This is a genomic window from Pseudomonas sp. HR96 (assembly GCF_034059295.1).
Classification (GTDB): Bacteria; Pseudomonadota; Gammaproteobacteria; order Pseudomonadales; family Pseudomonadaceae; genus Aquipseudomonas.
Genome location: NZ_CP139141.1, coordinates 1,470,136 through 1,489,938 on the forward strand (window position 1 = coordinate 1,470,136; position 19,803 = coordinate 1,489,938).

The window sequence follows — 19,803 nt, forward strand, 5'->3', positions numbered from 1 at the left end:
GCCATGACAACATTTTCAGGAGCACGCCCGTGAGCCGTCTTCTACTCAACTGCGACATCGGCGAGAGTTTCGGCGCCTGGACCATGGGCCTGGACGCCGAAGTCATGCCCCATATCGATTGCGCCAACATCGCCTGCGGCTTTCACGCCGGCGATCCGACGGTGATGGGCAAGACCGTGGACCTGGCCCTTGAGCACCAGGTGCAGATTGGCGCCCACCCGGCCTATCCCGACCTGGTCGGCTTTGGCCGGCGTTCCATGGCCTGCTCGGCCGACGAGATCCGCGACCTGCTGCACTACCAGATCGGCGCCCTGGACGGCATCTGCCGCGCCCGTGGCGGCCAGGTCAGCTACGTCAAGCCGCACGGCGCGTTGTACAACGACATGATGGCCAAGCCCGTGCAGTTGCGCGCGGTGATCGAGGCCGTGGCGCGCTACGACCGCCCCCTGCCGCTGATGCTGCTGGCCATGGCCGACAACAGGGCGGCGCAGGCGCTGGCCGACGAGTTCGGCGTGACCCTGTGGTTCGAGGCCTTCGCCGACCGCGCCTACGACGGCGCCGGCAAGCTGGTGTCGCGGGCCTTGCCCGGCGCGGTGCATCACGACAGCAAGGTGGTGCTCGACCAGGCCCTGCGCCTGGCGCGCGGGCAAAGCCTCACGGCCAGTGATGGCAGCCTGCTGTGGCTCAAGCCCGACACCCTGTGCGTACATGGCGACAACGCCAGTTCGGTGGCGGCGGTGCGGCAGATTCGCCAATCCCTCGATGCGCTGCTGGCGCCATGAAGGCGCGGGTCGAGGTGGTGGCCATCGACTGCCTGATGGTGCGGTTGTTCGAGACCATCGACGAGGCCCACATGCCATGGATGCTGGCGGCGGCGGGGCGCTTGCGCAGCGCTTTCGGCGCCGCGCTGGTGGACCTGGTGCCGTCCTATACCACGCTCATGGTGCACTACGACCTCCAATCCCTGAGCCCGGCCGACGCCCGTGCCTGCATCGCCGCCGCGCTGCACGACCTGCAACCCGAGGCCGCCGGCCAGGGGCGGCTGCACCGGCTGGCGGTGTGGTACGACGTCAGCGTCGGCCCCGAGCTGGCGCGCATCGCCGAGCGCACCGGCAGTGGCGTGGGCGCGGTGATCGCCAGCCATAGCGCCAAGACCTATCAGGTGTTCGCCCTCGGCTTCGTGCCGGGCTTCGCCTTCATGGGCCTGGTCGACCCCAGCATTGCCACCCCGCGCCTGACCACCCCGCGCCAGCGGGTGCCGGCCGGCAGCGTGGCCATCGGCGAGCGTCAGACGGCGGCCTACCCGGTGCAATCGCCGGGCGGCTGGAACCTGATCGGGCGCACCGCCGCGCCGCTCTTCGACCGCCAGCGCGACGGCTACAGCCTGCTGCAGCCGGGTGATCGGGTGCAGTTCGAGGCGGTGGAGCGCGCCGAATTCGTCCGCCTGGGCGGTGACGACAGGCCTGTGGAGGAGCGCTCATGAGCCGTCTGCTGATCCAGGCCAGCACGCCACTGTGCCTGCTGCAGGACACCGGACGCTTCGGCGTGCGGCACCTGGGCGTGACCCAGGGCGGCGCCCTTGACTGGCTGTCGATGGCCTGGGCCAACTGGCTGCTGGGCAACGCGCCGGGAGCGGCGGTGCTGGAGGTGACCCTGGGCGGCCTGACCCTGCTCGCCGAAGACGATTGCCAGTTGGCCCTGGGCGGTGCCGACCTCGGCGCCGAAGTCGACGAAGTACCGCTCAAGCCGTGGCGCAACTTCATTCTGCGCGCCGGCCAGACCTTGCGCCTCAGGCATCCACTGCACGGCGCCCGGGCCTATCTGGCCGCGCCTGGCGGCTTCGTCGCGCCCGAGGTGCTGGGCAGCCGCTCGACCGTGGTGCGTGAGGGCCTGGGCGGGCCGGACGGCGAGGGGCGGGCACTGGCAGCGGGCGCGCAGCTGCACTACGCCGGGCCCCTGCGCCAGGCGCGAGGCATGCCCCGTGGCGCCGAGCCGCAGTTCGAGGCTGCGCCGCAGCTGGACCTGGTGATGGGCGCGCAGATCGGCGAGTTCGCCGGGCAGAGCCTGTTCGATGCCTTCAACCTGCCCTGGACCCTGGACAGCCGTGGCGATCGCATGGGCATCCGCCTGCTCGGGCCGGCCTTGCAGTACCAGGGCAAGGCGTTGATTTCCGAAGGCATACCCCTGGGCGGGGTACAGGTGCCGCCGGACGGCCAGCCAATCGTGCTGCTCAATGACCGGCAGACCATCGGCGGTTACCCGCGGCTGGGGGCGCTGACGCCATTGGCGCTGGCGCGCCTGGCACAATGCCTGCCGGGGGAGGAGGTGCGCTTGCGGGCGGTGGTGCAGGAGCGGGCGGTGGCGGAGCACTTGGCGGTATTGCGCTCGTTCAGCGAACACGGGTGAGGGCAGAGAAGCTCGGGGGGCTTTGCCCCCCCCCGCCTTCTGCCCCTACGCTTCAGGATTCTTCGATCGACAGCGACTCACCGCTCACCGCCGCAGTCTGAAAAATCTGCTCCGGCAACTTGAACCCCCGCAGCTTGAGCAGCGCCAACGGCCCATGGCCCAGATCGGTGCGCAGGTGCCAAGTCAGTGGCAGGCCATCGGGCGCCTTCAACAACAGGGCAAAGCGTGTGTCGCTGTCGTCCAGCGGTGTGACCTTGGCCAGTTCCAGGCAGCCCCTCATGCCTAATTTAAAATTTGTTAATGAAAGTCCCGAATACCCGTCATCCCAGAAGCCCCCAATGCACCCGCTCTTCTGTGACCGTATGCTTGTCGGAGAACGGCCAGGACCGGACGAAGTATCGCTCGGCCAGATGGGTAGGCATGATCTCGCCCTCTTTGACGTGGCGGATGACCTCGGAGTGAAGCATCCCGCGAACTTCATGGGGCAACCACATGGCTTTCCAGTATCCGGTCTGCGGGCAGACCTGTCCGCTGAAGCAACTTTTGACTGGAAACTTCGACTAGTCGAAGCCGGCAGCGCCGGGCATGGGTTTGCCGGTGGCGGGCTCTAGCTTCTTCTCATCAGCGAGCCGTTTGATCAGCTCCTCGGTGGGTTTCTCAGGTGGGATGTTGGCGAGGCGCTCTTCCAGCCACTGGAGTTTGCCGTCCCACTCAGGTAGGGGCGCTGGGGGGAGCGGGACGATCTCGTTGATTTCGGGGACTTTCGGATGGGCGTAGGAATAGCGCGCGAGAATGCGCCATATGATCGTGTAGCGCTCCGCACGCTCAAGGTCTTCTTGCTGAGCTAAGTATAATGCATCAGATTTAGGCTGACCCAGAAAACCATGGCGTAAGAACGACGCCGATGATTCGTTGCCAGCGGCGACGCCGAGTTGAAAAGCGCGTATAGCTTCAGGGTATTTTTTTTCGAGTTTAAGTTTCATGGCCAAAGCTTGTGCCGCTTTAGGATGCCCCTGCTGGGCCGCGCACTCAATCATTTGCCATCCAGCATCCCAAGCTGCTGGAGCCTGTAAAAGTCGATTCCCTAAATACTCTTGGGCGTCGGCACTACCATGGTCGGCAGCCATACGAATATACCGAAGCGACATTTCCTGATCCTGTCTCAGCCCGGCTGATCCCCTTTGTAAATAAATACCAATTAGGTAATACCCTGTTGCAAGACCTCTATCAATGAGAGCTTGACTGAGCCTGATATGCTCTTGGGCGCTTAACTCGAATAAACCCTGCCTCGATCCATTTTGCAGATTTACATTCGCTTTATAATGACCGTGCTCAGCTGCAATACGATACAGTCGCTCAATTTCTGCATTCATCAATTTATCCTGCTTGAGCACGTTGTTTTTCTGTAGCCAGCGTGCGTCGTTGAACAGGAGATCGGGCTCCGGGTCAGGCGCAGGAATTTTTTTATGGACGCAGGTAAACGCAAGATTGGCTTTGACATCGGCGAGGTTATCTATATCGGCTAACTTATTAGCGTTAGTTGTTTGGCTGTTGTCACAAGCAGCGACGACAAGGCAAGCTGAAGCCACAGCGCCACGGGTGAACTTAACACTCCGATCGCTTATTGGCGCAAAAGCGGCGCTGTACTTGATACGTTTACTTTTATTACCGAGTGCTCCCTCATGCCTGAACTTAAAATTTGCTGATGAAAGTCTCAGAATACCCGTCATCCCAGCAGCCCCCAATGCACCCGCTCTTCAGTGACCGTATGTTTATCGGAAAATGGCCAGGACCGGACGAAGTATCGCTCGGCCAGATGGGTAGGCATGATCTCGCCCTCTTTGACGTGGCGGATGACCTCGGAGTGAAGCATCCCGCGAACTTCATGGGGCAACCACATGGCTTTCCAGTATCCGGTCTGCGGGCAGACCTGTCCGCTGAAGCAACTTTTGACTGGGAACCTCGACTGGTCGAATCCGGCAGCGCCGGGCATGGGTTTGCCGGTGGCGGGCTCTAGCTTCTTCTCATCGGCGAGCCGTTTGATCAGCTCCTCGGTGGGTTTCTCAGGTGGGATGTTGGCGAGGCGCTCTTCCAGCCATTGGAGTTTGCCGTCCCACTCAGGTAGGGGCGCTGGGGGGAACGGGACAATTTCGTTTATTTCAGGTACTTTGGGGTTGGCGTAAGAATAGCCAGCTAGAATGTCCCAGATCTTCATATACCGCTCAGCTCGCTCGCTATCCTTCTCTTTCCCTAGGTAAAAAATGCTGGATGACGGTTGACCGTTAAAAGCTTCTTGTAAGTATGCTGCGGAAGTTTCATTACCTGCAGTGACCCCAAGCTGGAATATTTTCAATGCTTCCTCATATTTTTCATTCGCTTTATATTCGGTCGCTACAGCGAGCGCTGCCCTTCCTTCTCCTTGTTCTGCAGCGCAACGACGCATCTGCCAACCAATTTCCCAACCCTGTGGCGTTGCCGCTAACTCTTTTCCCACGTAATCTTGAGCTGCCGCGCTTCCTTTATCGGCCGCCATACGGATATACCGAAGCGCCATCTCTGGATCCTCTTTGAGACCGGCAGATCCCCTCTGCAAGAAAATGCCAATCAGATAATAACCTGTCGCTACCCCCGCATCGATGAGGTTTTGACTCAACCTTAGATGCTCGTAGCCCCCAAGGTGGAACAGACCCCGCCTTGTCCCATTTTGCAGATTTATGTTAGCTTTGGCGTGATTGTGCTCCGCTGCAATCCGGTAGAGCCGTTCGATCTCTTGATCGACCAATTTATCCTGAGCCAGCTGATTGTTCTTTTGCAGCCATCGCGCATATTTAAACAACCTGTCGGACTCAACACTTGGGATCGGCAAAGCCTCCTGCACACAAACAAATGCCAGCTTAGCTTTCAGATTGTTTTCATGGTGCATATTAACGCCCTTATTTAGATGATTTGTTTTACTTTCGGCACCACAACCAACAACTAAAATACAACCAGCCAATATCAAAGATCGCATCAGTCTAAATCCTTCAAAGAGGCTTTTCCAAAATAGAATTCTATGATAGGAGCGTATGGGCCGACGTTTTCAGCAGAATGTGCGGACGCGGTCTGGCGTCGGGAATTCTCATTTAAAATAAATGCCCATTTTTTAAATGCCGCCTTTGGATCATCTTGATCCCCCATCCCATTCGTATGCATGCCCCACAACTTGCGCCGCAACGCCTGAGTCACACTCACCCACTCATGGGCAATGTTCAGCTCGCTGTCCACCTGCATACTTCGTGTATTGATGTTCGCCGAACCATGGGTGGTGAACACGTCGTTGACGATCATCAACTTGGAGTGGATATACACCGGCATCCATGGCAGTTCCGCCGGGGAGTCCTGGGCGACCAACGAGCAGATGTGAATCTTCAGCCCCGGGATTTCCATCGGCTCGATGGTGCTTTCTTTGATTTCCTTGATGGCTTCCTGAAGTTCCTCGTGGGCTTTGCTTACCCGTCGGTCGTCAGGGTCCAAAGGCGGCGCCGCGAGCCTGGCTTTTTCGATACGCCGAAGTTTGGTCACGTTCGGGATGGCGTCTGCGCGGCCAAGACACTCCAGCATGCGCTGGGTATTGACAGTGCCAGCGCCGATGCCGTCATCGGTGGCATTGGTGATCACGAACAGATGCAGCGCGCCGTGCAGCCCGGGGTCGCGACCTGCGCGCGTCTGGTCCGCCGCCGCCTTCTTGATCGCCTCGGCCAGCGGTGGCCAGCGGAAATACTGGTTTTCGATGTAGATGAACTGCGTGGCATTGTTGACCGCCTGCAAGTACGCCCGCTCGATGTCCCGCGCCCCCGTCTGCGCTTGAGTACGCAATAGCTGCGCGATCTGCCAGGGCCTGGGGCCGCGCTGGAGCGCCTTGCCGACCTTGTCGGCCTCGCGCGCTGTCATCAGGTCTTCGCGGTCTCCTTGAGCCAGGCCGTGGCGAAATTTGGAACTGATTTCGCGGTCGAGACTGCTGTCTTGCCTAAACTTAAAATTTGCTAATGAAAGGCTCAGAATACCCGTCATCCCAGCAGCCCCCAATGCACCCGCTCTTCTGTGACCGTATGCTTGTCGGAGAACGGCCAGGACCGGACGAAGTATCGCTCGGCCAGATGTGTAGGCATGATCTCGCCCTCTTTGACGTGGCGGATGACCTCGGAGTGAAGCATCCCGCGAACTTCATGGGGCAACCACATGGCTTTCCAGTATCCGGTCTGCGGGCAGACCTGTCCGCTGAAGCAACTTTTGACTGGAAATCTCGACTGGTCGAATCCGGCAGCGCCGGGCATGGGTTTGCCGGTGGCGGGCTCTAGCTTCTTCTCATCGGCGAGCCGTTTGATCAGCTCCTCGGTGGGTTTCTCGGGGGGGATGTTGGCGAGGCGTCCTTCCAGCCATTGGAGTTTACCGTCCCACTCAGGCAGGGGCGCTGGAGGGAGGGGGACGATTTCGTTAATTTCGGGAACTTTAGGATTGGCATAGGAATAGTCAGCTAAGATGCTCCATATTTGGTTATAGCGATCAGCCCGGTCTAGGTCCTTTCTCTGTCCAAGATAGCTCAGGACGTCGGCAGGAATAGGGCCGGAAAAAACATCACGCATGATTCCCGCAGATGTTTCGTCACCAGCACCTATGCCAAGCTGAAGGTTTTTTGCAGCTTCGTTATATTTTTTGACCGTTTTGTAATACATACCTAATGCAAGCGCTGCCTTCCCGACCCCCTGCTCCGCAGCGCATTGCCGCATTTTCCAACCAATATCCCAAGCTACAGGCGATCGCACCAACTTTTTCCCCACATACTCTTGAGCTTCAGCATTGCCTCGATCCGCAGCCATGCGAAGATATTTCAGCGCCATTTCAGGATCTTCTGCGAGTCCGGCATAGCCCCGCTGCAAGAATGTTCCTATCAGATAATAACCAGTTGCCACGCCAGCCTCTATAAGATCTTGACTTAACCTCAGATGTTCTTTGCCATTCAGCTTGAACATGCCTAACCTCGTTCCATTTTGTAAATTGATGTTTGCTTTGTAGTGACCGTGTTCTGCTGCGATTCGATAAAGACGCTCTATTTCAGCGTTAACCTTACTATCTCGGACCAGCTGATTGTTTATTTGGAGCCATCGCGCGTACTTAAACAATAGGTCAGAGTAATCATTGGGTATTGGAAATTTTTCATGCGAACAAGCAAATGACAGCTTGCTTTTAGTATCACTTTGGGAGTGCATCATAAGCGCCTTGTGCGAGTTATTTTTCTCATTTTCCGCATAACAACCTGCAAAAAAGAGAAGAATCAAAAGAATTGAAATCTTCATCAGTCAAGATTTTTCAGAGAGGCTTTGCCGTAGTAGAACTCTACGATGGGGGCATAGGGCCCTAGTTTAATCCTTGGCTCTTCTGAAAAACTTTGGCGAGCAGAATTCTCAGCTAAAAGCTTGCTCCAGTTAAAAAAGGCAGCTTTTGCATCATCCTGATCCCCCATCCCATTCGTATGCATTCCCCACAACTTGCGCCGCAACGCCTGAGTCACATTCACCCACTCATGGGCAATGTTCAGCTCGCTGTCCACCTGCATACTTCGCGTATTGATGTTCGCCGAACCATGGGTGGTGAACACGTCGTTGACAATCATCAACTTGGAGTGGATATACACCGGCATCCATGGCAGTTCCGCCGGGGAGTCCTGGGCGACCAACGAGCAGATGTGAATCTTCAGCCCCGGGAAGTCCATCGGCTCGATGGTGCTTTCTTTGATTTCCTTGATGGCTTCCTGAAGTTCCTCGTGGGCTTTGCTTACCCGTCGGTCGTCAGGGTCCAAAGGCGGCGCCGCGAGCCTGGCTTTTTCGATACGCCGAAGTTTGGTCACGTTCGGGATGGCGTCTGCGCGGCCAAGACACTCCAGCATGCGCTGGGTATTGACAGTGCCAGCGCCGATGCCGTCATCGGTGGCATTGGTGATCACGAACAGATGCAGCGCGCCGTGCAGCCCGGGGTCGCGACCTGCGCGCGTCTGGTCCGCCGCCGCCTTCTTGATCGCCTCGGCCAGCGGTGGCCAGCGGAAATACTGGTTTTCGATGTAGATGAACTGCGTGGCATTGTTGACCGCCTGCAAGTACGCCCGCTCAATGTCCCGCGCCCCCGTCTGCGCTTGAGTACGCAATAGCTGCGCGATCTGCCACGGCCTGGGGCCGCACTGGAGCGTCTTGCCGACCTTGTCGGCCTCGCGCGCTGTCATCAGGTCTTCGCCGGTCTCCTTGAGCCAGGCCGTGGCGAAGTTGTGGTGGACATCGCGCAGGATCTCGCCGGTCAGCTTGCAGGAGATGTCCTGGCGAGGGGTGAAGCCTCGGGGGCCTCGGTTGGGTTCAGGCCAGGTGTGGGTGGAGCGATTGAGCGCGGAATGCGCATCGGTGTCCCAATACGCGTCCAGCATGTTGTGCCCCATGACAAACCCCACCGCCCGGTCCGGCACTTCGAAGTCCACCAGCACACTTTTTTGGTGATGCGTGGCCGACAGCTTCAGGACCTGGCGCGTCTTGAAACTGATTTCGCGGTCAAGACTGCCGTCTTCCAACTCGGCGCTGATTCTCTTGCGTTCCTCCCAACTGAAGCCGCGGCTGACGAACAGCGGATGTCCCGCCTCTGCCTTGCCTGCCGCGTTGCCATCAGCCACGGCGCAATCCGAAAACCACTGTCGGTCCTCTGCATACTGCCTGGGGGTCGAGTTCTGCTCTGCCCGATCCTTGATGCGCAACGCGCCCTTGCCCGGAAGATTGCCCTCACCCCCGAGGCCCGCCAGGTTGAGCGGCATTTCCCAACCCAGTACCCGCACTCGAACGCCTTGGCGGGCCTTGGTCCGCAGCAGTTCGCCGATGCTCGGGTGCCGGCCATCACGAATGAAGAACATCGACGGCTGAAAACCCCAGCAGATGATGTCCACGGTCCTGGTGGCGGCCGCAATGGCCAGATGCACGGCTCTGAAGGTTTCTTCACCGTTGACCAGGGCTACGTACGTACAGAGCGCGGGGTCGTACTCACTGCGCTGGACGTACCAGGGCGCCGTGCAATACACCACATTGGTTTCGCTGAGTACGCAGGGAACGACGATTTCGTCTTGTGTCATGAGTGGGCTCCTTGCGGGTCTGTTCCGGCTTGCAGGGCGGTGATGTGCCGGGTGTGGTCGATGAACAGCGGACGTGGCTGTGACATGTGGGTCCTGCCTCCAGGTGGGCTGGGCTTTTTCAGGGGCGTGGGGAAGCCGACCCAGTGGGGCCAGTCCGAACGCGATCTAGAGAGAGAGCGGTAGCGCTAGCGCTAGCGCTAGCGCTTAGCCGGTGGCCGAGCGCTGCTCGAGAGGGGTGACGTCGAGGGTTTTTAGCCGGAAAAAGGCGGGAATGATCATGTGAAGCTCCTTTCGCTTTTTATTGTTAGTCGTCCATTCAATGGGCGATCGTCGCAAAATTGGGGTGAAGCGAGGGGGAGGAGTCTACGCTTGGCTGGCGCCAAAAATGTGTCGGGAGTTGTAACAGAGGGGGGTAATTTTTCTGATTTACATATAGGTTCTTCCCGGCGGGGTTGGCTCTGGAGGTGCGCCGGCGCTGCCAGAGCCTGCCAAAGTCTCCACCGGGCTCTCGCCTATTTGGCGAGAAAGCGCATCCCTTCCTCCAGCCCGCGCAGGGTCAGCGGATACATCTGCTCCTCGATCAACTCGCGGATGATGTTGGTCGAGGCGGTGTAGCCCCAGGCGTCCTTGGGGTAGGGGTTGATCCAGATCAACTTGCGGTACTTGGCCATGAAGCGCTGTATCCAGACATAGCCGGCCTCTTCGTTCCAGTGCTCGACGCTGCCCCCCGGCTGGGTGATCTCGTAGGGCGCCATCGCGGCGTCGCCGACGAACACCACCTTGTAGTCGGCGCCGTACTTGTTCAGCAGGTCCTGGGTATTGAAGCGCTCTGAAGTGCGGCGCAGGTTGTTCTTCCACACCGACTCGTACACGCAGTTGTGGAAGTAGAAGTACTCCAGGTGCTTGAACTCGCTCTTGCAGGCGCTGAACAATTCCTCGCAGATTTTCACGTGGGCGTCCATCGAACCGCCGATGTCGAGCAACAGCAGCAACTTCACGCTGTTGCGCCGCTCCGGGCGCATCTGGATGTTGAGCAGGCCGGCATCGCGGGCGGTGTGGTCGATGGTGCCGTCGATGTCCAGTTCGTCGGCTGCGCCCTGGCGGGCGAACTTGCGCAGGCGGCGCAGGGCCACCTTGATGTTGCGCGTGCCGAGCTCCACCGAGTCGTCGAGGTTTTTGTACTCGCGCTGGTCCCAGACCTTGACCGCCTTGCCCTTGCGCTCGCCGGCATCGCCGACGCGGATGCCCTCAGGGTTGAAGCCACCCGAGCCGAACGGGCTGGTGCCGCCGGTGCCGATCCACTTGTTGCCGCCGGCGTGGCGGCCTTTCTGTTCTTCGAGGCGCTTCTTGAATTCCTCGATCAACTTGTCCAGGCCACCGAGCGATTGAATCTGCGCGCGCTCTTCGTCGCTCAGGCTGCGTTCGAACTCCTTGCGCAGCCACTCTTCAGGAATCAAGGCCTGCAGGTGATCGTCGAGTTTTTCCAGGCCGTTGAAGTAGGCCGAGAAGGCCCGGTCGAACTTGTCGAAATGGCGTTCATCCTTGACCAGAATGGCCCGCGACAAGTAATAGAACTCGTCCATGTCGGCAAAGGTGACCCGCGCCTGCAAGGCGTGGATCAGGTCGAGCAGCTCGCGCACCGACACCGGCACCTTGGCTGCGCGCATCTCGTTGAACAGGTTGAGCAGCATGGCAATGGCCCCGGTGGTCAGCGATTGCCGCGACGGCTCATGAACGCCAGCCGCTCGAGCAGCTGTACGTCTTGTTCGTTCTTGACCAAAGCGCCTGCCAGCGGTGGGATGGCCTTGGTCGGGTCGCGTTCGCGCAGCACCGCTTCGCCGATGTTGTCGGCCATCAGCAGTTTGAGCCAGTCGACCAGTTCCGAGGTGGAAGGCTTCTTCTTCAGCCCGGGCACCTTGCGCACGTCGAAGAACACGTCGAGCGCCTCGCTGACCAGCTCTTTCTTGATGTCGGGATAGTGCACGTCGACGATCTTCTGCAGGGTCGTACGGTCGGGGAAGGCGATGTAGTGGAAGAAGCAGCGACGCAGAAAGGCGTCCGGCAGCTCTTTCTCGTTATTGGAGGTGATGATGATGATCGGGCGCTGTCTGGCCTTGATGGTTTCGTCGATCTCGTAGACGTAGAACTCCATCTTGTCGAGCTCCTGCAACAGGTCGTTGGGGAACTCGATGTCGGCCTTGTCGATTTCGTCGATCAGCAGGATGACCCGCTCCTCGGACTCGAAGGCTTCCCACAACTTGCCCTTCTTCAAGTAGTTGCGCACGTCGTGAACCTTGTCCACGCCCAACTGCGAGTCACGCAGGCGGCTCACCGCATCGTACTCGTAGAGGCCCTGGTGGGCCTTGGTGGTGGACTTGATGTGCCAGGTGATCAGGCGCGCGCCGAAGGCCTCGGCCAGTTGTTCGGCGAGCATGGTCTTGCCGGTGCCCGGCTCGCCTTTGACCAGCAGCGGGCGCTGCAGGGTGATGGCGGCGTTGACCGCCAGTTTCAGATCGTCAGTGGCGACATAAGCGCGAGTGCCTTCGAACTTCATCCAGCCTTCCTCAAAAATGCTGCAGCGAAAAATCAATGGCCGATAGTACCGCGCCGCGAGTGAAGACGCAGCCCGGCAGAACGGTCATTCCTTGGGCGGCGCCTGCTCGTAGCGTGCATTGAATGCCTGGACGAAACCGTTGTGCAGGATCTCCCAGAAGGCCTGCAAGGCGCTGATGTCCTGGCGGTGCACGCTGCCGCTCAAGTCGACGCGGGTGGCGAACTGGTTCTTGTCATGGTTCTTCAGCACCGCCTGGGTGCCGCCCACCAGCGCCTCCCAGACCGAACGGAAGAAGCCTTTATCCTTGTTTTCGACGTCCTGCTGCCAGTTGAACACTTCGACGTTGTGCAGCAAGGGTTTGATGTAGCCACTCAACTGCGCCTTCTTGGCGTCAGCTTCGATGACGATGTCACCGGTGCCGGCATTGAAGTCGAACTTGCCGTAGGCCGAGGAAAAGTCATTGAGTTTGCGCAGCTCGATGCCGGTGGTGCGCAGGCGGAACTGGAAGTCTTCGAAGTTGCTGAACGGGTCGAAGGTGGTGGTGACGTCCAGCGGCGCCTGACCGAACAGCTGCGCCTTGCCTTCGAAGCGCGCGTCGCGCTTGCCTTGCTTGTCCTCGACGTTGGTGAGGTTGTACAGGCTGGCGTCGATCTGGGTGGCGCTGAGGTTGACCGGCGGCTTGGAATTGAAGTTGCGAAAGGTGATCTTGCCGTCTTGCACTCGCACTTCGTTGAGGGTGATGGGCAACAGCTTGTTCATCTGCTCGCGCCAGTCGGTGCCGGCACCCGTCTGCGAGGCCTGCTTGTTGGCGCCGCCGTCGACGAAGTTGAGCTCCGGATGCCAGAACTCGACGTGGGCGACCACGGCATGGTCGTGCCACAGCGAATGCCAGCTGACCGCCAGGTCGATCAAGGGCACGCTGAGCAAGGGCACCGGGACCTTGCCGTCGACCTTGACGATTTTCAGCCCGTTGATCTTGTAGGCGCCGCGCCACAGGGCCAGGTCCACGTCATCGACGTGGCCACTGTAGGCGCCCATGTCCGCCAGCTTGGCGTTGAGCTGGTTGCGCACGACGATGGGCAGGGCAATATGCACCACGATGAGCAGCACGACGATGATTGCCAGAATCCAGACAGGCCAGCTGTAGCGACGTTTCATGATGGTCGAGGTCCTTGACGGTAATAAAGGATGGACTCTGCCCGGCCGCGCAGGTTCTGCGGCCCTGCGAGATGGCAGCGCGGACTGGACTGGACTGGCCTGGCAGGCAGGCATACCCTTGCAGGTCAATGCTGGTGCACAAGGACCTCCTCACCATGAGTCGAATTTTCGCCGACAACGCCCATTCCATCGGCAACACGCCGCTGGTGCAGATCAACCGCATCGCGCCGCGCGGCGTGACTATCCTGGCCAAGATCGAAGGCCGCAACCCCGGGTATTCGGTGAAGTGCCGGGTGGGCGCCAGCATGATCTGGGACGCCGAAAGCAGCGGTAAATTGAAACCGGGCATGACCATCATCGAGCCCACCTCGGGCAACACCGGCATCGGCCTGGCGTTCGTGGCGGCGGCCCGCGGCTACAAGCTGATGCTGACCATGCCCGCGTCGATGAGCATCGAGCGGCGCAAGGTGCTCAAGGCGCTGGGCGCTGAAATCGTCCTGACCGAGCCGGCCAAGGGCATGAAGGGCGCCATCGAGAAGGCCGACGAGATCGCCGCCAGCGAGCCGGGCAAGTACTTCCTGCCGCAGCAGTTCGACAACCCGGCCAACCCGGCCATCCACGAGAAAACCACCGGCCCGGAGATCTGGAACGATACCGACGGTGCGGTGGACGTGCTGGTGGCCGGTGTCGGCACCGGCGGCACCATCACTGGGGTGTCACGCTATATCAAGCACACCCAGGGCAAGTCGATTCTCTCGGTGGCGGTAGAACCGATCGGCTCGCCGGTCATCACTCAGGCCCGTGCTGGCGAAGAGATCAAGCCCAGCCCGCACAAGATCCAGGGCATCGGCGCCGGTTTCGTGCCCAAGAACCTCGACCTGTCGATTGTCGATCGGGTGGAGCTGGTGGGTGACGAGGAAGCCAAGGCCATGGCCTTGCGGCTGATGCAGGAGGAGGGGATTCTCTGCGGGATCTCCTGTGGCGCCGCCATGGCCGTGGCGGTGCGCCTGGCCGAGAAGCCGGAGATGCAGGGCAAGACCATTGTGGTGATCCTGCCGGACTCGGGCGAGCGTTACCTGTCGAGCATGTTGTTCAGTGATCTGTTCACCGAGGCTGAATTGCAGGCTTGAAGGCCTGGATCGATCCGGTAAACCGGCCGTGAGGGCTCTCGGGACCATGCCGCTCCCACAATGATCGCAGACCCCTGTGGGAGGGGCATGGCCCCGAGAGGCCGCAGGCCGGTTTGATCCCCCGTAGCCAGTTTCAGCCGAACAACCAATACCCAAGCAAAGCCGCCACCACCACCGCCAATACCGGCCGCATGATCCGGTAACCCTTGGGGTTGGCCTTCTTGAATTTCTTCACCTTGCCGGCGAAGCCGTCGCTGAAGGTCTTGCTCCAGGCGTAGGCCTGGTTGATGCCGCCGACGCGCTCGTCATCGAGGTTCTGCGGGGCCGTGGCGCGGCCCAGGAAGGCGCTGACGCTGCGGTTGATGCGGGTCATCAGGCGGCTGCTCAGCGGACGCTCGATGTCGCAGAACAGGATCACCCGGGTCATCTCGGTTTCGTTCTTGACCCAATGCACATAGGTTTCATCGAACATCACGTCCTGGCCGTCGCGCCAGGCGTACTCGGTGCCGTCGACGAAGATCCGGCAAGCGTCGGAATTGGGTGTCGACAGGCCCAGGTGATAGCGCAACGAGCCGGCGAACGGGTCACGGTGCGGGTTCAGGTGGCTGCCACCGGGCAGCAGGGCGAACATCGCGCCCTTGACGTTGGGGATACTGTTGACCAGCTCAACGGTCTTCGGGCAAAGCTGGTTGGCCGACGGCAGGGATTTGTCGTACCACTTGAGGTAGAAGCGCTTCCAGCCTTTCTTGAAGAACGAACCGAAGCCGGCGTCGTTGTTCTTCTCGGCAGCACGAATGTAGCCCTCGTCGAACAGGTGCATGGCCTCGTCACGAATGGTCTGCCAGTTGTCCTTGAGCAGGTCCAGTTCGGGGAATTTGCTGCGGTCGAGGTAGGGCTTGGAGGGCACTCCGGAAAACAGGTACATCAGCGCGTTATAGGGAGCGAACAGCGCCGAATGGTTGACGAACTGGCGCAACACCGGCAGCCGCGCCTTGCCGCGCAGGTGCACGTACAGCGTGCTGCCGATGAACAGCAACAGCACGGCGAGCTTGGCGGCTAACGAAAGGGTCATGCAGCAACTCCTGAGAAGGGCAGTCCGCCATGATAAACCCTGGACGCCCCAGCACAAACCCGCCGGTCATGCATTTCATTGATGGCAGTCATGCAAGGGCGGCGACGCCCGCCTTGGCGATCCGCGCGTCGTCACTGGACTTGACCCCCGACACCCCGACCGCACCGATCACCTGGCCCTGGTGAATCACCGGCACGCCGCCCTCCAGGCAGGTGAAACCCTCGGCGGACAGAAACGCCACACGGCCGGGAATCATCTCTTCGTACAGGCGGCTCTCGCGTCGGCCCAGGGCTGCAGTCGCCGCCTTGGCCGGCGCCAGCCGCGCGGTGCTGGGCGCCGCGCCGTCCAGGCGTTCGAGGGCCAGCAGGTGGCCACCGTCGTCGACCACGGCGATGCTCACTGGCCAGTTTCCCGCCAGCGCCTCGGCGCGGGCAGCGGCCATGATGCGGGTGACGTCACTGTGCTCGAGTACGGCTTTGCTGTGCATGCGCGGGGTTCCTGTAGGAGAGGAGGCGGGTGCCGGAGGGGAAGCTGGAGAATAGGCGCTCGCGCCTGTACACGGCAACGATCATCGGAAAAGCGTCATGTGGACCGAACGGTCTGGAACTGTTTGGCCTATCTGTGCCAAGATTGTGCGTCACTCAGGTTGGATCCATTGAGTGGCGACTGTGAACCATGCCTGCGGTCCAGGACCCGTCCCGCCGGCTCATCTTCGAGATACCTGTGATGAAGTTATCCAGTGTCAGAACCGCCCAGGCGCATGACGTCGCCTCGGTCCGGACGGTTCTGCAAGCACGCGGCGGGGCCCTGAGTCAGGTCGCCGACGCCTGTTCGAGCAGTGAGCAGAGCTTGCTGCATCGGCTTGAAACCACCCTGCGCGATTTCCCGTTCCTGCTGGCGTTCGACGACGAGCGCTGTGTGGGCCTGGCGTATGCGCGGCCGCATTGCGCCGGCGCCTACCGTTGGTCGGTGGACGTGGCCCTGCAGGTCGATGCCCAGGCCACCCCCGGCACCGCCGAACGCCTGTATCGCCAGTTGCTGCGCGACCTCGCTGCCCAGGGCTACCTGGCCGGCTATGCGCTGGTGGCGCCCAGTGATGCGCAGAGCGTGGCCTTGCATCAGAGCCTGGGCTTCGTGCGGATCGGCGCCCACCAGTGCATCGACCTGCACCAGGACACTGACTGCTGGTGCGTGTCGCTGGGCGACAGTCACCCGCTGGCCGAGCCGGTGTCATTTCAGGTGTTGCAGCAGTCTCGTCAGGGGTTGGTGGCGGGCTGAGGCAGTGGAACGCTCGCAGGCTGGGCCCCGAGCATTTCTGAGTCAGCCCGCCTGCTTGACCGCCTGCATGCACTTGAGCTCGGCAAAATCCTGACGCAGTTCAGCCAGCTTCTGCTCGATCTGCTGTCGCTGCGCGGGGCTGCTGTCGGCGATCAGACCGATCAGCAGCTGGCGCGTGGCGGCTTCTGTCTGCGCGAAGGAAGCCTTGTACTGCGGCGTCCACAGGCTCTCGCGCTGCTGCAGCAAGTGGGCGATGCGCTGGCCGAAATCGGCGTCGTGGCGGTGCTGCAAGGCGTCGAGGAACAGTCCCTGCCAGTGCTCGCGGTTGTCGATCCACTGCTTGTACTGATCGTTGAGTGCCAGGGACCATGCATTGACCCGCTGTACCTGGTTGTCGCTCAAGGTGCCGAACCACGGCAGCAGGCGCTTTTGCATGCGCTTGGAGCGGTCGCTGATCTGCTGGCTGAGCGGCGGCTGCACGAACTCGGCGCGACGCTTGCGCAGGTCGTCGCTGAACGATTGCTGCATGGCCCGTACCTGCTGGTCGTCCAGGCCCTGCAGCAATTCGACGGCGGAGGGGGTGATTTCCCTGGCCACTTCGCCGATGGCCTGCTTGGCCTCGGCGGTGCGCGCCTGCAACTGCTCGTCGGTGACCTGGTTGCTGGCCACCATCTGGGTGACCTTGTCCAGCCAGGCGAGGTTTTCCGGCAGTTGCGTGGCGCAGTGCCAGCGCAGATGCTCCTTGAGGCGGTCGTTGAACCAGCCTTTCTGGTCGCGGTTCATGTCCAGGTAGTCGCCCAGCGTCCAGGGCACTATCACGTCCAGGTTGCGGTAGGCGAGGTCGACGCGGGTGCAGGCGGCCAGCCCGAGTGACAGGGCCAGGAACAGGATTCGGGCAAGCGCGCGCATCAGCATGGCGTATCCCTGCAATGGTGATCTCAGGGATGTAGAGCGCGGCGCCTTGCCGAGGGTTCAGCGGCCGATTCAGAAGAACGAGCGCTGCGCCTTGAGGGTGAACACCCCTTCGCAGTCTGGGTTGTGCCCCGAATAGGCCGCGCAATCGGGCCGGGCCAGGTTCGAATCGCTGTAGACGAAGGCCAGGTCAACGCCCATCAGCGAGCGTGAGAGCTGCACCGACCAATCGTTGTAGCCGCGCACCTCGTCGCCGTTGTCCACCGCGAAAGGGGTGGTCAACTGGTGTGTGGTGACCTTCATGGTCATGTCCAGGTGCAGCAGGGGCAGGCCGCCGAGGTCGGCGAACAGCGTGCTGTCGCGCTGGGCGGTGGAATTGTTGAAGGCCGCCCCAAAACGGGTGCCGAGCATCTTCAGGCCGGCATAAACCTCATGGCTGTCGCTGCCGTCCAGGTCCGGGAAACTGTAGTGGATGACGCCGACTTCATAGCCCACGCGGTTGTCGAACGGGTGCTTGAAGCCGACATAGGAATCCACTTCCAGTGAATGCAAGGCATTGAGGCCCATGCTCGGCGACCACTGGCCAGCGTAGAAGCCGCTGTCGTGGGTCAGGTCGAAACCGCCATGCACGGTGTCGGTGGTGGCCGGTTGCACCAGGCCGGCGGCCATGCTGCGAGAAGGCGTGGTGCCCAGCTTGACGTCATAGTCGCCCCATTCGCGCTGCACGGTGTCTGCGAAAGCGGGGGCGGCGGTACTGGCCATCAAGCCTGCGATGATAAGAATGCCGTGTTTGCGCATCATGATCAGCTCCAGTGGCGGCGAGGCCTGTGCTAGAGGCTACCCAGCATACCGACGCGGCGCGTGGAGTTCGCGCCGTTCGTCGATTCAATGGAAATTATTCGCATCTGCACGGTCGTGGGGCGGGGGATTACTTCTTGCCGAGGCTGATGTGCTTGGATGGTGCGAAAGTCTGGCCGCTGACGCCCTTGGCGATCTGCTGGATTTCGCCACCGGACTTGAGGAAGGCAGCGATCTGCTCGTTGATCGACTCGCTGGTCTCAACGGCGGGGGCTGGCTTGGCTTTGCTGGTGGATGCTTTTACGCGCATGGCTGCCACGGACCTGTCTGATTGAAGAATGGCCAGCCATTGTACAGGAAATGTGCAGCCTCTGTCGGCCTGATTCGGCTGTCCGACCCGCGGTGCCCCTGCTGGCGACGGGCCATGTCCCGGACAGCGCAGGCTTTCTCGGGTAGAATGCGGCCTCGTTACGAGGGGTATGAAATGGCTTTGGTCGGTCGCTACAACAGTTTGCAGGTGGTTAAACATACGGATTTCGGTTTGTATCTGGATGGCGGCGCCGACGGCGAAATCCTCCTGCCCAACCGATATATCCCCAAGGACACCCCCAGCCAGGACGAGGACTGGCTGAACGTGTTCGTCTACCTCGACAGCGAAGACAAGCTGCTGGCCACCACCGAGCGGCCGAAGGTCCAGGTCGGTGAGTTCGCCAGCCTCAAGGTCAAGGAAATCAACAGCATCGGCGTGTTCCTCGACTGGGGCCTGCCCAAGGACCTGCTGCTGCCGTACTCCGAGGAAAAACGCCAGCTCAGCGCCGGCGACTATTGCGTGGTGCACGTCTACCTCGACAAGCGCACCCGCCGTATCACCGCCACGGCGCGTCTGGACCGCTACCTCGACAAACTGCCGGCGACCTATAGCGTCGGCCAGGAAGTCAGCTTGCTGGTGGCCGAAGAGACCGACATGGGGTTCAAGGCCATCATCGACAACAAGCACTGGGGCCTGATCCACAAGAACGAAATCTTCAAGTACATGCGCGCCGGCAAGCAGGAGAAGGGCTATATCAAGGAGTTGCGCAGCGACGGCAAGATCGCCCTGAGCCTGCAGCCCATCGGCGCTCAGGCCAGCAGCAGCCTGCACGCCACCATCCTCGACAAGCTGCGCGCCAATGGCGGCACCCTGGCCGTCAGCGACAAGAGCGAGCCGCAGCTGATCAGCGACCTGTTCGGGGTCAGCAAAGGCAACTTCAAGAAGGCGATCGGCGCGTTGTACAAGGAAGGCCGTATCCTGATTCACCAGGACCGCATCGAGCTGGTCTGATCAGCCCTCCATCTGGCCTAGGGGCCACGCCCCCTG

General features: G+C 60.8%; 20 protein-coding genes. 6 read left to right on the plus strand and 14 right to left on the minus strand.

What is annotated here, in order from left to right; genetic code table 11:
• Positions 1-29: 29 nt before the first annotated feature.
• From SFA35_RS06955 to SFA35_RS06965, 3 genes are read left to right on the plus strand one after another with little or no spacing between them, the layout of a single operon-like run.
• Positions 30-782 carry a 5-oxoprolinase subunit PxpA gene (locus SFA35_RS06955; RefSeq protein WP_320576576.1) on the plus strand — a complete coding sequence of 251 codons (753 nt, stop codon included), beginning with the start codon at positions 30-32 and terminating at the stop codon, positions 780-782.
• On the plus strand, positions 779-1,483 hold the full coding sequence (locus tag SFA35_RS06960; protein WP_320576578.1) for an allophanate hydrolase subunit 1: 705 nt from the start codon (positions 779-781) through the stop codon (positions 1,481-1,483). The genes SFA35_RS06955 and SFA35_RS06960 overlap by 4 nt, the downstream gene beginning before the upstream one ends.
• Positions 1,480-2,406, plus strand: coding sequence for a biotin-dependent carboxyltransferase family protein (locus SFA35_RS06965; RefSeq protein WP_320576580.1), 927 nt, complete (start codon positions 1,480-1,482; stop codon positions 2,404-2,406). Before SFA35_RS06960 ends, SFA35_RS06965 begins: the two co-directional genes overlap by 4 nt.
• Before the next feature lie 52 nt (positions 2,407-2,458).
• On the opposite strand, the gene SFA35_RS06970 is transcribed toward SFA35_RS06965, so the two are convergent.
• The 9 genes from SFA35_RS06970 to SFA35_RS07010 all read right to left on the minus strand — a co-directional run bounded on the left by SFA35_RS06970 (position 2,459) and on the right by SFA35_RS07010 (position 13,256).
• Positions 2,459-2,686 carry a hypothetical protein gene (locus tag SFA35_RS06970; RefSeq protein WP_320576582.1) on the minus strand — a complete coding sequence of 76 codons (228 nt, stop codon included), beginning with the start codon at positions 2,684-2,686 and terminating at the stop codon, positions 2,459-2,461.
• A gap of 280 nt (positions 2,687-2,966) precedes the next feature.
• A complete protein-coding gene (locus SFA35_RS06975; protein ID WP_320576584.1) occupies positions 2,967-4,136 on the minus strand; it encodes a sel1 repeat family protein in 1,170 nt (389 codons plus the stop codon).
• Entirely contained in the window at positions 4,133-5,416 is a 1,284-nt protein-coding gene (locus tag SFA35_RS06980; RefSeq protein WP_320576586.1) for a sel1 repeat family protein, read from the minus strand. The genes SFA35_RS06975 and SFA35_RS06980 overlap by 4 nt, the downstream gene beginning before the upstream one ends.
• Complete coding sequence (locus SFA35_RS06985; RefSeq protein WP_320576588.1) at positions 5,416-6,456, minus strand: phospholipase; 1,041 nt, start codon at positions 6,454-6,456, stop codon at positions 5,416-5,418. The genes SFA35_RS06980 and SFA35_RS06985 overlap by 1 nt, the downstream gene beginning before the upstream one ends.
• Positions 6,453-7,739: a DUF6396 domain-containing protein gene (locus SFA35_RS06990; protein WP_320576591.1), complete on the minus strand. Its 1,287-nt coding sequence runs from the start codon at positions 7,737-7,739 to the stop codon at positions 6,453-6,455. Before SFA35_RS06990 ends, SFA35_RS06985 begins: the two co-directional genes overlap by 4 nt.
• Positions 7,739-9,544: a phospholipase gene (locus SFA35_RS06995; protein ID WP_320576593.1), complete on the minus strand. Its 1,806-nt coding sequence runs from the start codon at positions 9,542-9,544 to the stop codon at positions 7,739-7,741. The genes SFA35_RS06990 and SFA35_RS06995 overlap by 1 nt, the downstream gene beginning before the upstream one ends.
• A gap of 512 nt (positions 9,545-10,056) precedes the next feature.
• Positions 10,057-11,235: a VWA domain-containing protein gene (locus SFA35_RS07000; RefSeq protein WP_320576595.1), complete on the minus strand. Its 1,179-nt coding sequence runs from the start codon at positions 11,233-11,235 to the stop codon at positions 10,057-10,059.
• Between the two features lie 17 nt (positions 11,236-11,252).
• Positions 11,253-12,098, minus strand: a complete 846-nt coding sequence (locus tag SFA35_RS07005; RefSeq protein WP_320576597.1) for a MoxR family ATPase — start codon at positions 12,096-12,098, stop codon at positions 11,253-11,255.
• A gap of 84 nt (positions 12,099-12,182) precedes the next feature.
• Positions 12,183-13,256, minus strand: coding sequence for a DUF748 domain-containing protein (locus SFA35_RS07010; protein ID WP_320576599.1), 1,074 nt, complete (start codon positions 13,254-13,256; stop codon positions 12,183-12,185).
• A 155-nt stretch (positions 13,257-13,411) separates the two neighbouring features.
• Between SFA35_RS07010 and cysK the strand changes: the two genes are divergently transcribed.
• Positions 13,412-14,386, plus strand: a complete 975-nt coding sequence (gene cysK, locus SFA35_RS07015) for a cysteine synthase A (protein ID WP_320576601.1) — start codon at positions 13,412-13,414, stop codon at positions 14,384-14,386.
• Positions 14,387-14,519: 133 nt separating this feature from the next.
• Here the strand turns inward: cysK and SFA35_RS07020 are convergent, their stop codons facing one another.
• Positions 14,520-15,458 (minus strand): aspartyl/asparaginyl beta-hydroxylase domain-containing protein, encoded by a 939-nt coding sequence (locus SFA35_RS07020; RefSeq protein ID WP_320576603.1) that lies wholly within the window; start codon positions 15,456-15,458, stop codon positions 14,520-14,522.
• 88 nt (positions 15,459-15,546) lie between these two features.
• Positions 15,547-15,945: a heme-binding protein gene (locus SFA35_RS07025; RefSeq protein WP_320576606.1), complete on the minus strand. Its 399-nt coding sequence runs from the start codon at positions 15,943-15,945 to the stop codon at positions 15,547-15,549.
• A gap of 239 nt (positions 15,946-16,184) precedes the next feature.
• Between SFA35_RS07025 and SFA35_RS07030 the strand changes: the two genes are divergently transcribed.
• Complete coding sequence (locus tag SFA35_RS07030; RefSeq protein ID WP_320576608.1) at positions 16,185-16,736, plus strand: GNAT family N-acetyltransferase; 552 nt, start codon at positions 16,185-16,187, stop codon at positions 16,734-16,736.
• Between the two features lie 42 nt (positions 16,737-16,778).
• On the opposite strand, the gene SFA35_RS07035 is transcribed toward SFA35_RS07030, so the two are convergent.
• The 3 genes from SFA35_RS07035 to SFA35_RS07045 form a co-directional block, all read right to left on the minus strand.
• Entirely contained in the window at positions 16,779-17,651 is an 873-nt protein-coding gene (locus tag SFA35_RS07035; protein WP_320576610.1) for a DUF6279 family lipoprotein, read from the minus strand.
• A 69-nt stretch (positions 17,652-17,720) separates the two neighbouring features.
• Complete coding sequence (locus tag SFA35_RS07040; protein WP_320578893.1) at positions 17,721-18,446, minus strand: TorF family putative porin; 726 nt, start codon at positions 18,444-18,446, stop codon at positions 17,721-17,723.
• A gap of 130 nt (positions 18,447-18,576) precedes the next feature.
• Positions 18,577-18,756, minus strand: a complete 180-nt coding sequence (locus tag SFA35_RS07045; RefSeq protein ID WP_320576612.1) for a hypothetical protein — start codon at positions 18,754-18,756, stop codon at positions 18,577-18,579.
• A gap of 174 nt (positions 18,757-18,930) precedes the next feature.
• Between SFA35_RS07045 and SFA35_RS07050 the strand changes: the two genes are divergently transcribed.
• Positions 18,931-19,767, plus strand: a complete 837-nt coding sequence (locus SFA35_RS07050; protein ID WP_320576614.1) for a S1 RNA-binding domain-containing protein — start codon at positions 18,931-18,933, stop codon at positions 19,765-19,767.
• Positions 19,768-19,803: the final 36 nt, after the last annotated feature.

What these genes read in the sequence shown, in the direction of transcription:
- SFA35_RS06960 (WP_320576578.1), top strand. Translation starts at nt 779, where the DNA reads ATGAAGGCGCGGGTCGAGGTGGTGGCCATCGACTGCCTGATGGTGCGG.
- SFA35_RS06965 (WP_320576580.1), top strand. Translation starts at nt 1,480, where the DNA reads ATGAGCCGTCTGCTGATCCAGGCCAGCACGCCACTGTGCCTGCTGCAG.
- SFA35_RS06970 (WP_320576582.1), bottom strand. Translation starts at nt 2,686, where the DNA reads ATGAGGGGCTGCCTGGAACTGGCCAAGGTCACACCGCTGGACGACAGC.
- SFA35_RS06975 (WP_320576584.1), bottom strand. Translation starts at nt 4,136, where the DNA reads ATGACGGGTATTCTGAGACTTTCATCAGCAAATTTTAAGTTCAGGCAT.
- SFA35_RS06980 (WP_320576586.1), bottom strand. Translation starts at nt 5,416, where the DNA reads ATGCGATCTTTGATATTGGCTGGTTGTATTTTAGTTGTTGGTTGTGGT.
- SFA35_RS06985 (WP_320576588.1), bottom strand. Translation starts at nt 6,456, where the DNA reads ATGACGGGTATTCTGAGCCTTTCATTAGCAAATTTTAAGTTTAGGCAA.
- SFA35_RS06990 (WP_320576591.1), bottom strand. Translation starts at nt 7,739, where the DNA reads ATGAAGATTTCAATTCTTTTGATTCTTCTCTTTTTTGCAGGTTGTTAT.
- SFA35_RS06995 (WP_320576593.1), bottom strand. Translation starts at nt 9,544, where the DNA reads ATGACACAAGACGAAATCGTCGTTCCCTGCGTACTCAGCGAAACCAAT.
- SFA35_RS07000 (WP_320576595.1), bottom strand. Translation starts at nt 11,235, where the DNA reads ATGCTGCTCAACCTGTTCAACGAGATGCGCGCAGCCAAGGTGCCGGTG.
- SFA35_RS07005 (WP_320576597.1), bottom strand. Translation starts at nt 12,098, where the DNA reads ATGAAGTTCGAAGGCACTCGCGCTTATGTCGCCACTGACGATCTGAAA.
- SFA35_RS07010 (WP_320576599.1), bottom strand. Translation starts at nt 13,256, where the DNA reads ATGAAACGTCGCTACAGCTGGCCTGTCTGGATTCTGGCAATCATCGTC.
- cysK (WP_320576601.1), top strand. Translation starts at nt 13,412, where the DNA reads ATGAGTCGAATTTTCGCCGACAACGCCCATTCCATCGGCAACACGCCG.
- SFA35_RS07020 (WP_320576603.1), bottom strand. Translation starts at nt 15,458, where the DNA reads ATGACCCTTTCGTTAGCCGCCAAGCTCGCCGTGCTGTTGCTGTTCATC.
- SFA35_RS07025 (WP_320576606.1), bottom strand. Translation starts at nt 15,945, where the DNA reads ATGCACAGCAAAGCCGTACTCGAGCACAGTGACGTCACCCGCATCATG.
- SFA35_RS07030 (WP_320576608.1), top strand. Translation starts at nt 16,185, where the DNA reads ATGAAGTTATCCAGTGTCAGAACCGCCCAGGCGCATGACGTCGCCTCG.
- SFA35_RS07035 (WP_320576610.1), bottom strand. Translation starts at nt 17,651, where the DNA reads ATGCTGATGCGCGCGCTTGCCCGAATCCTGTTCCTGGCCCTGTCACTC.
- SFA35_RS07040 (WP_320578893.1), bottom strand. Translation starts at nt 18,446, where the DNA reads ATGCGCAAACACGGCATTCTTATCATCGCAGGCTTGATGGCCAGTACC.
- SFA35_RS07045 (WP_320576612.1), bottom strand. Translation starts at nt 18,756, where the DNA reads ATGCGCGTAAAAGCATCCACCAGCAAAGCCAAGCCAGCCCCCGCCGTT.
- SFA35_RS07050 (WP_320576614.1), top strand. Translation starts at nt 18,931, where the DNA reads ATGGCTTTGGTCGGTCGCTACAACAGTTTGCAGGTGGTTAAACATACG.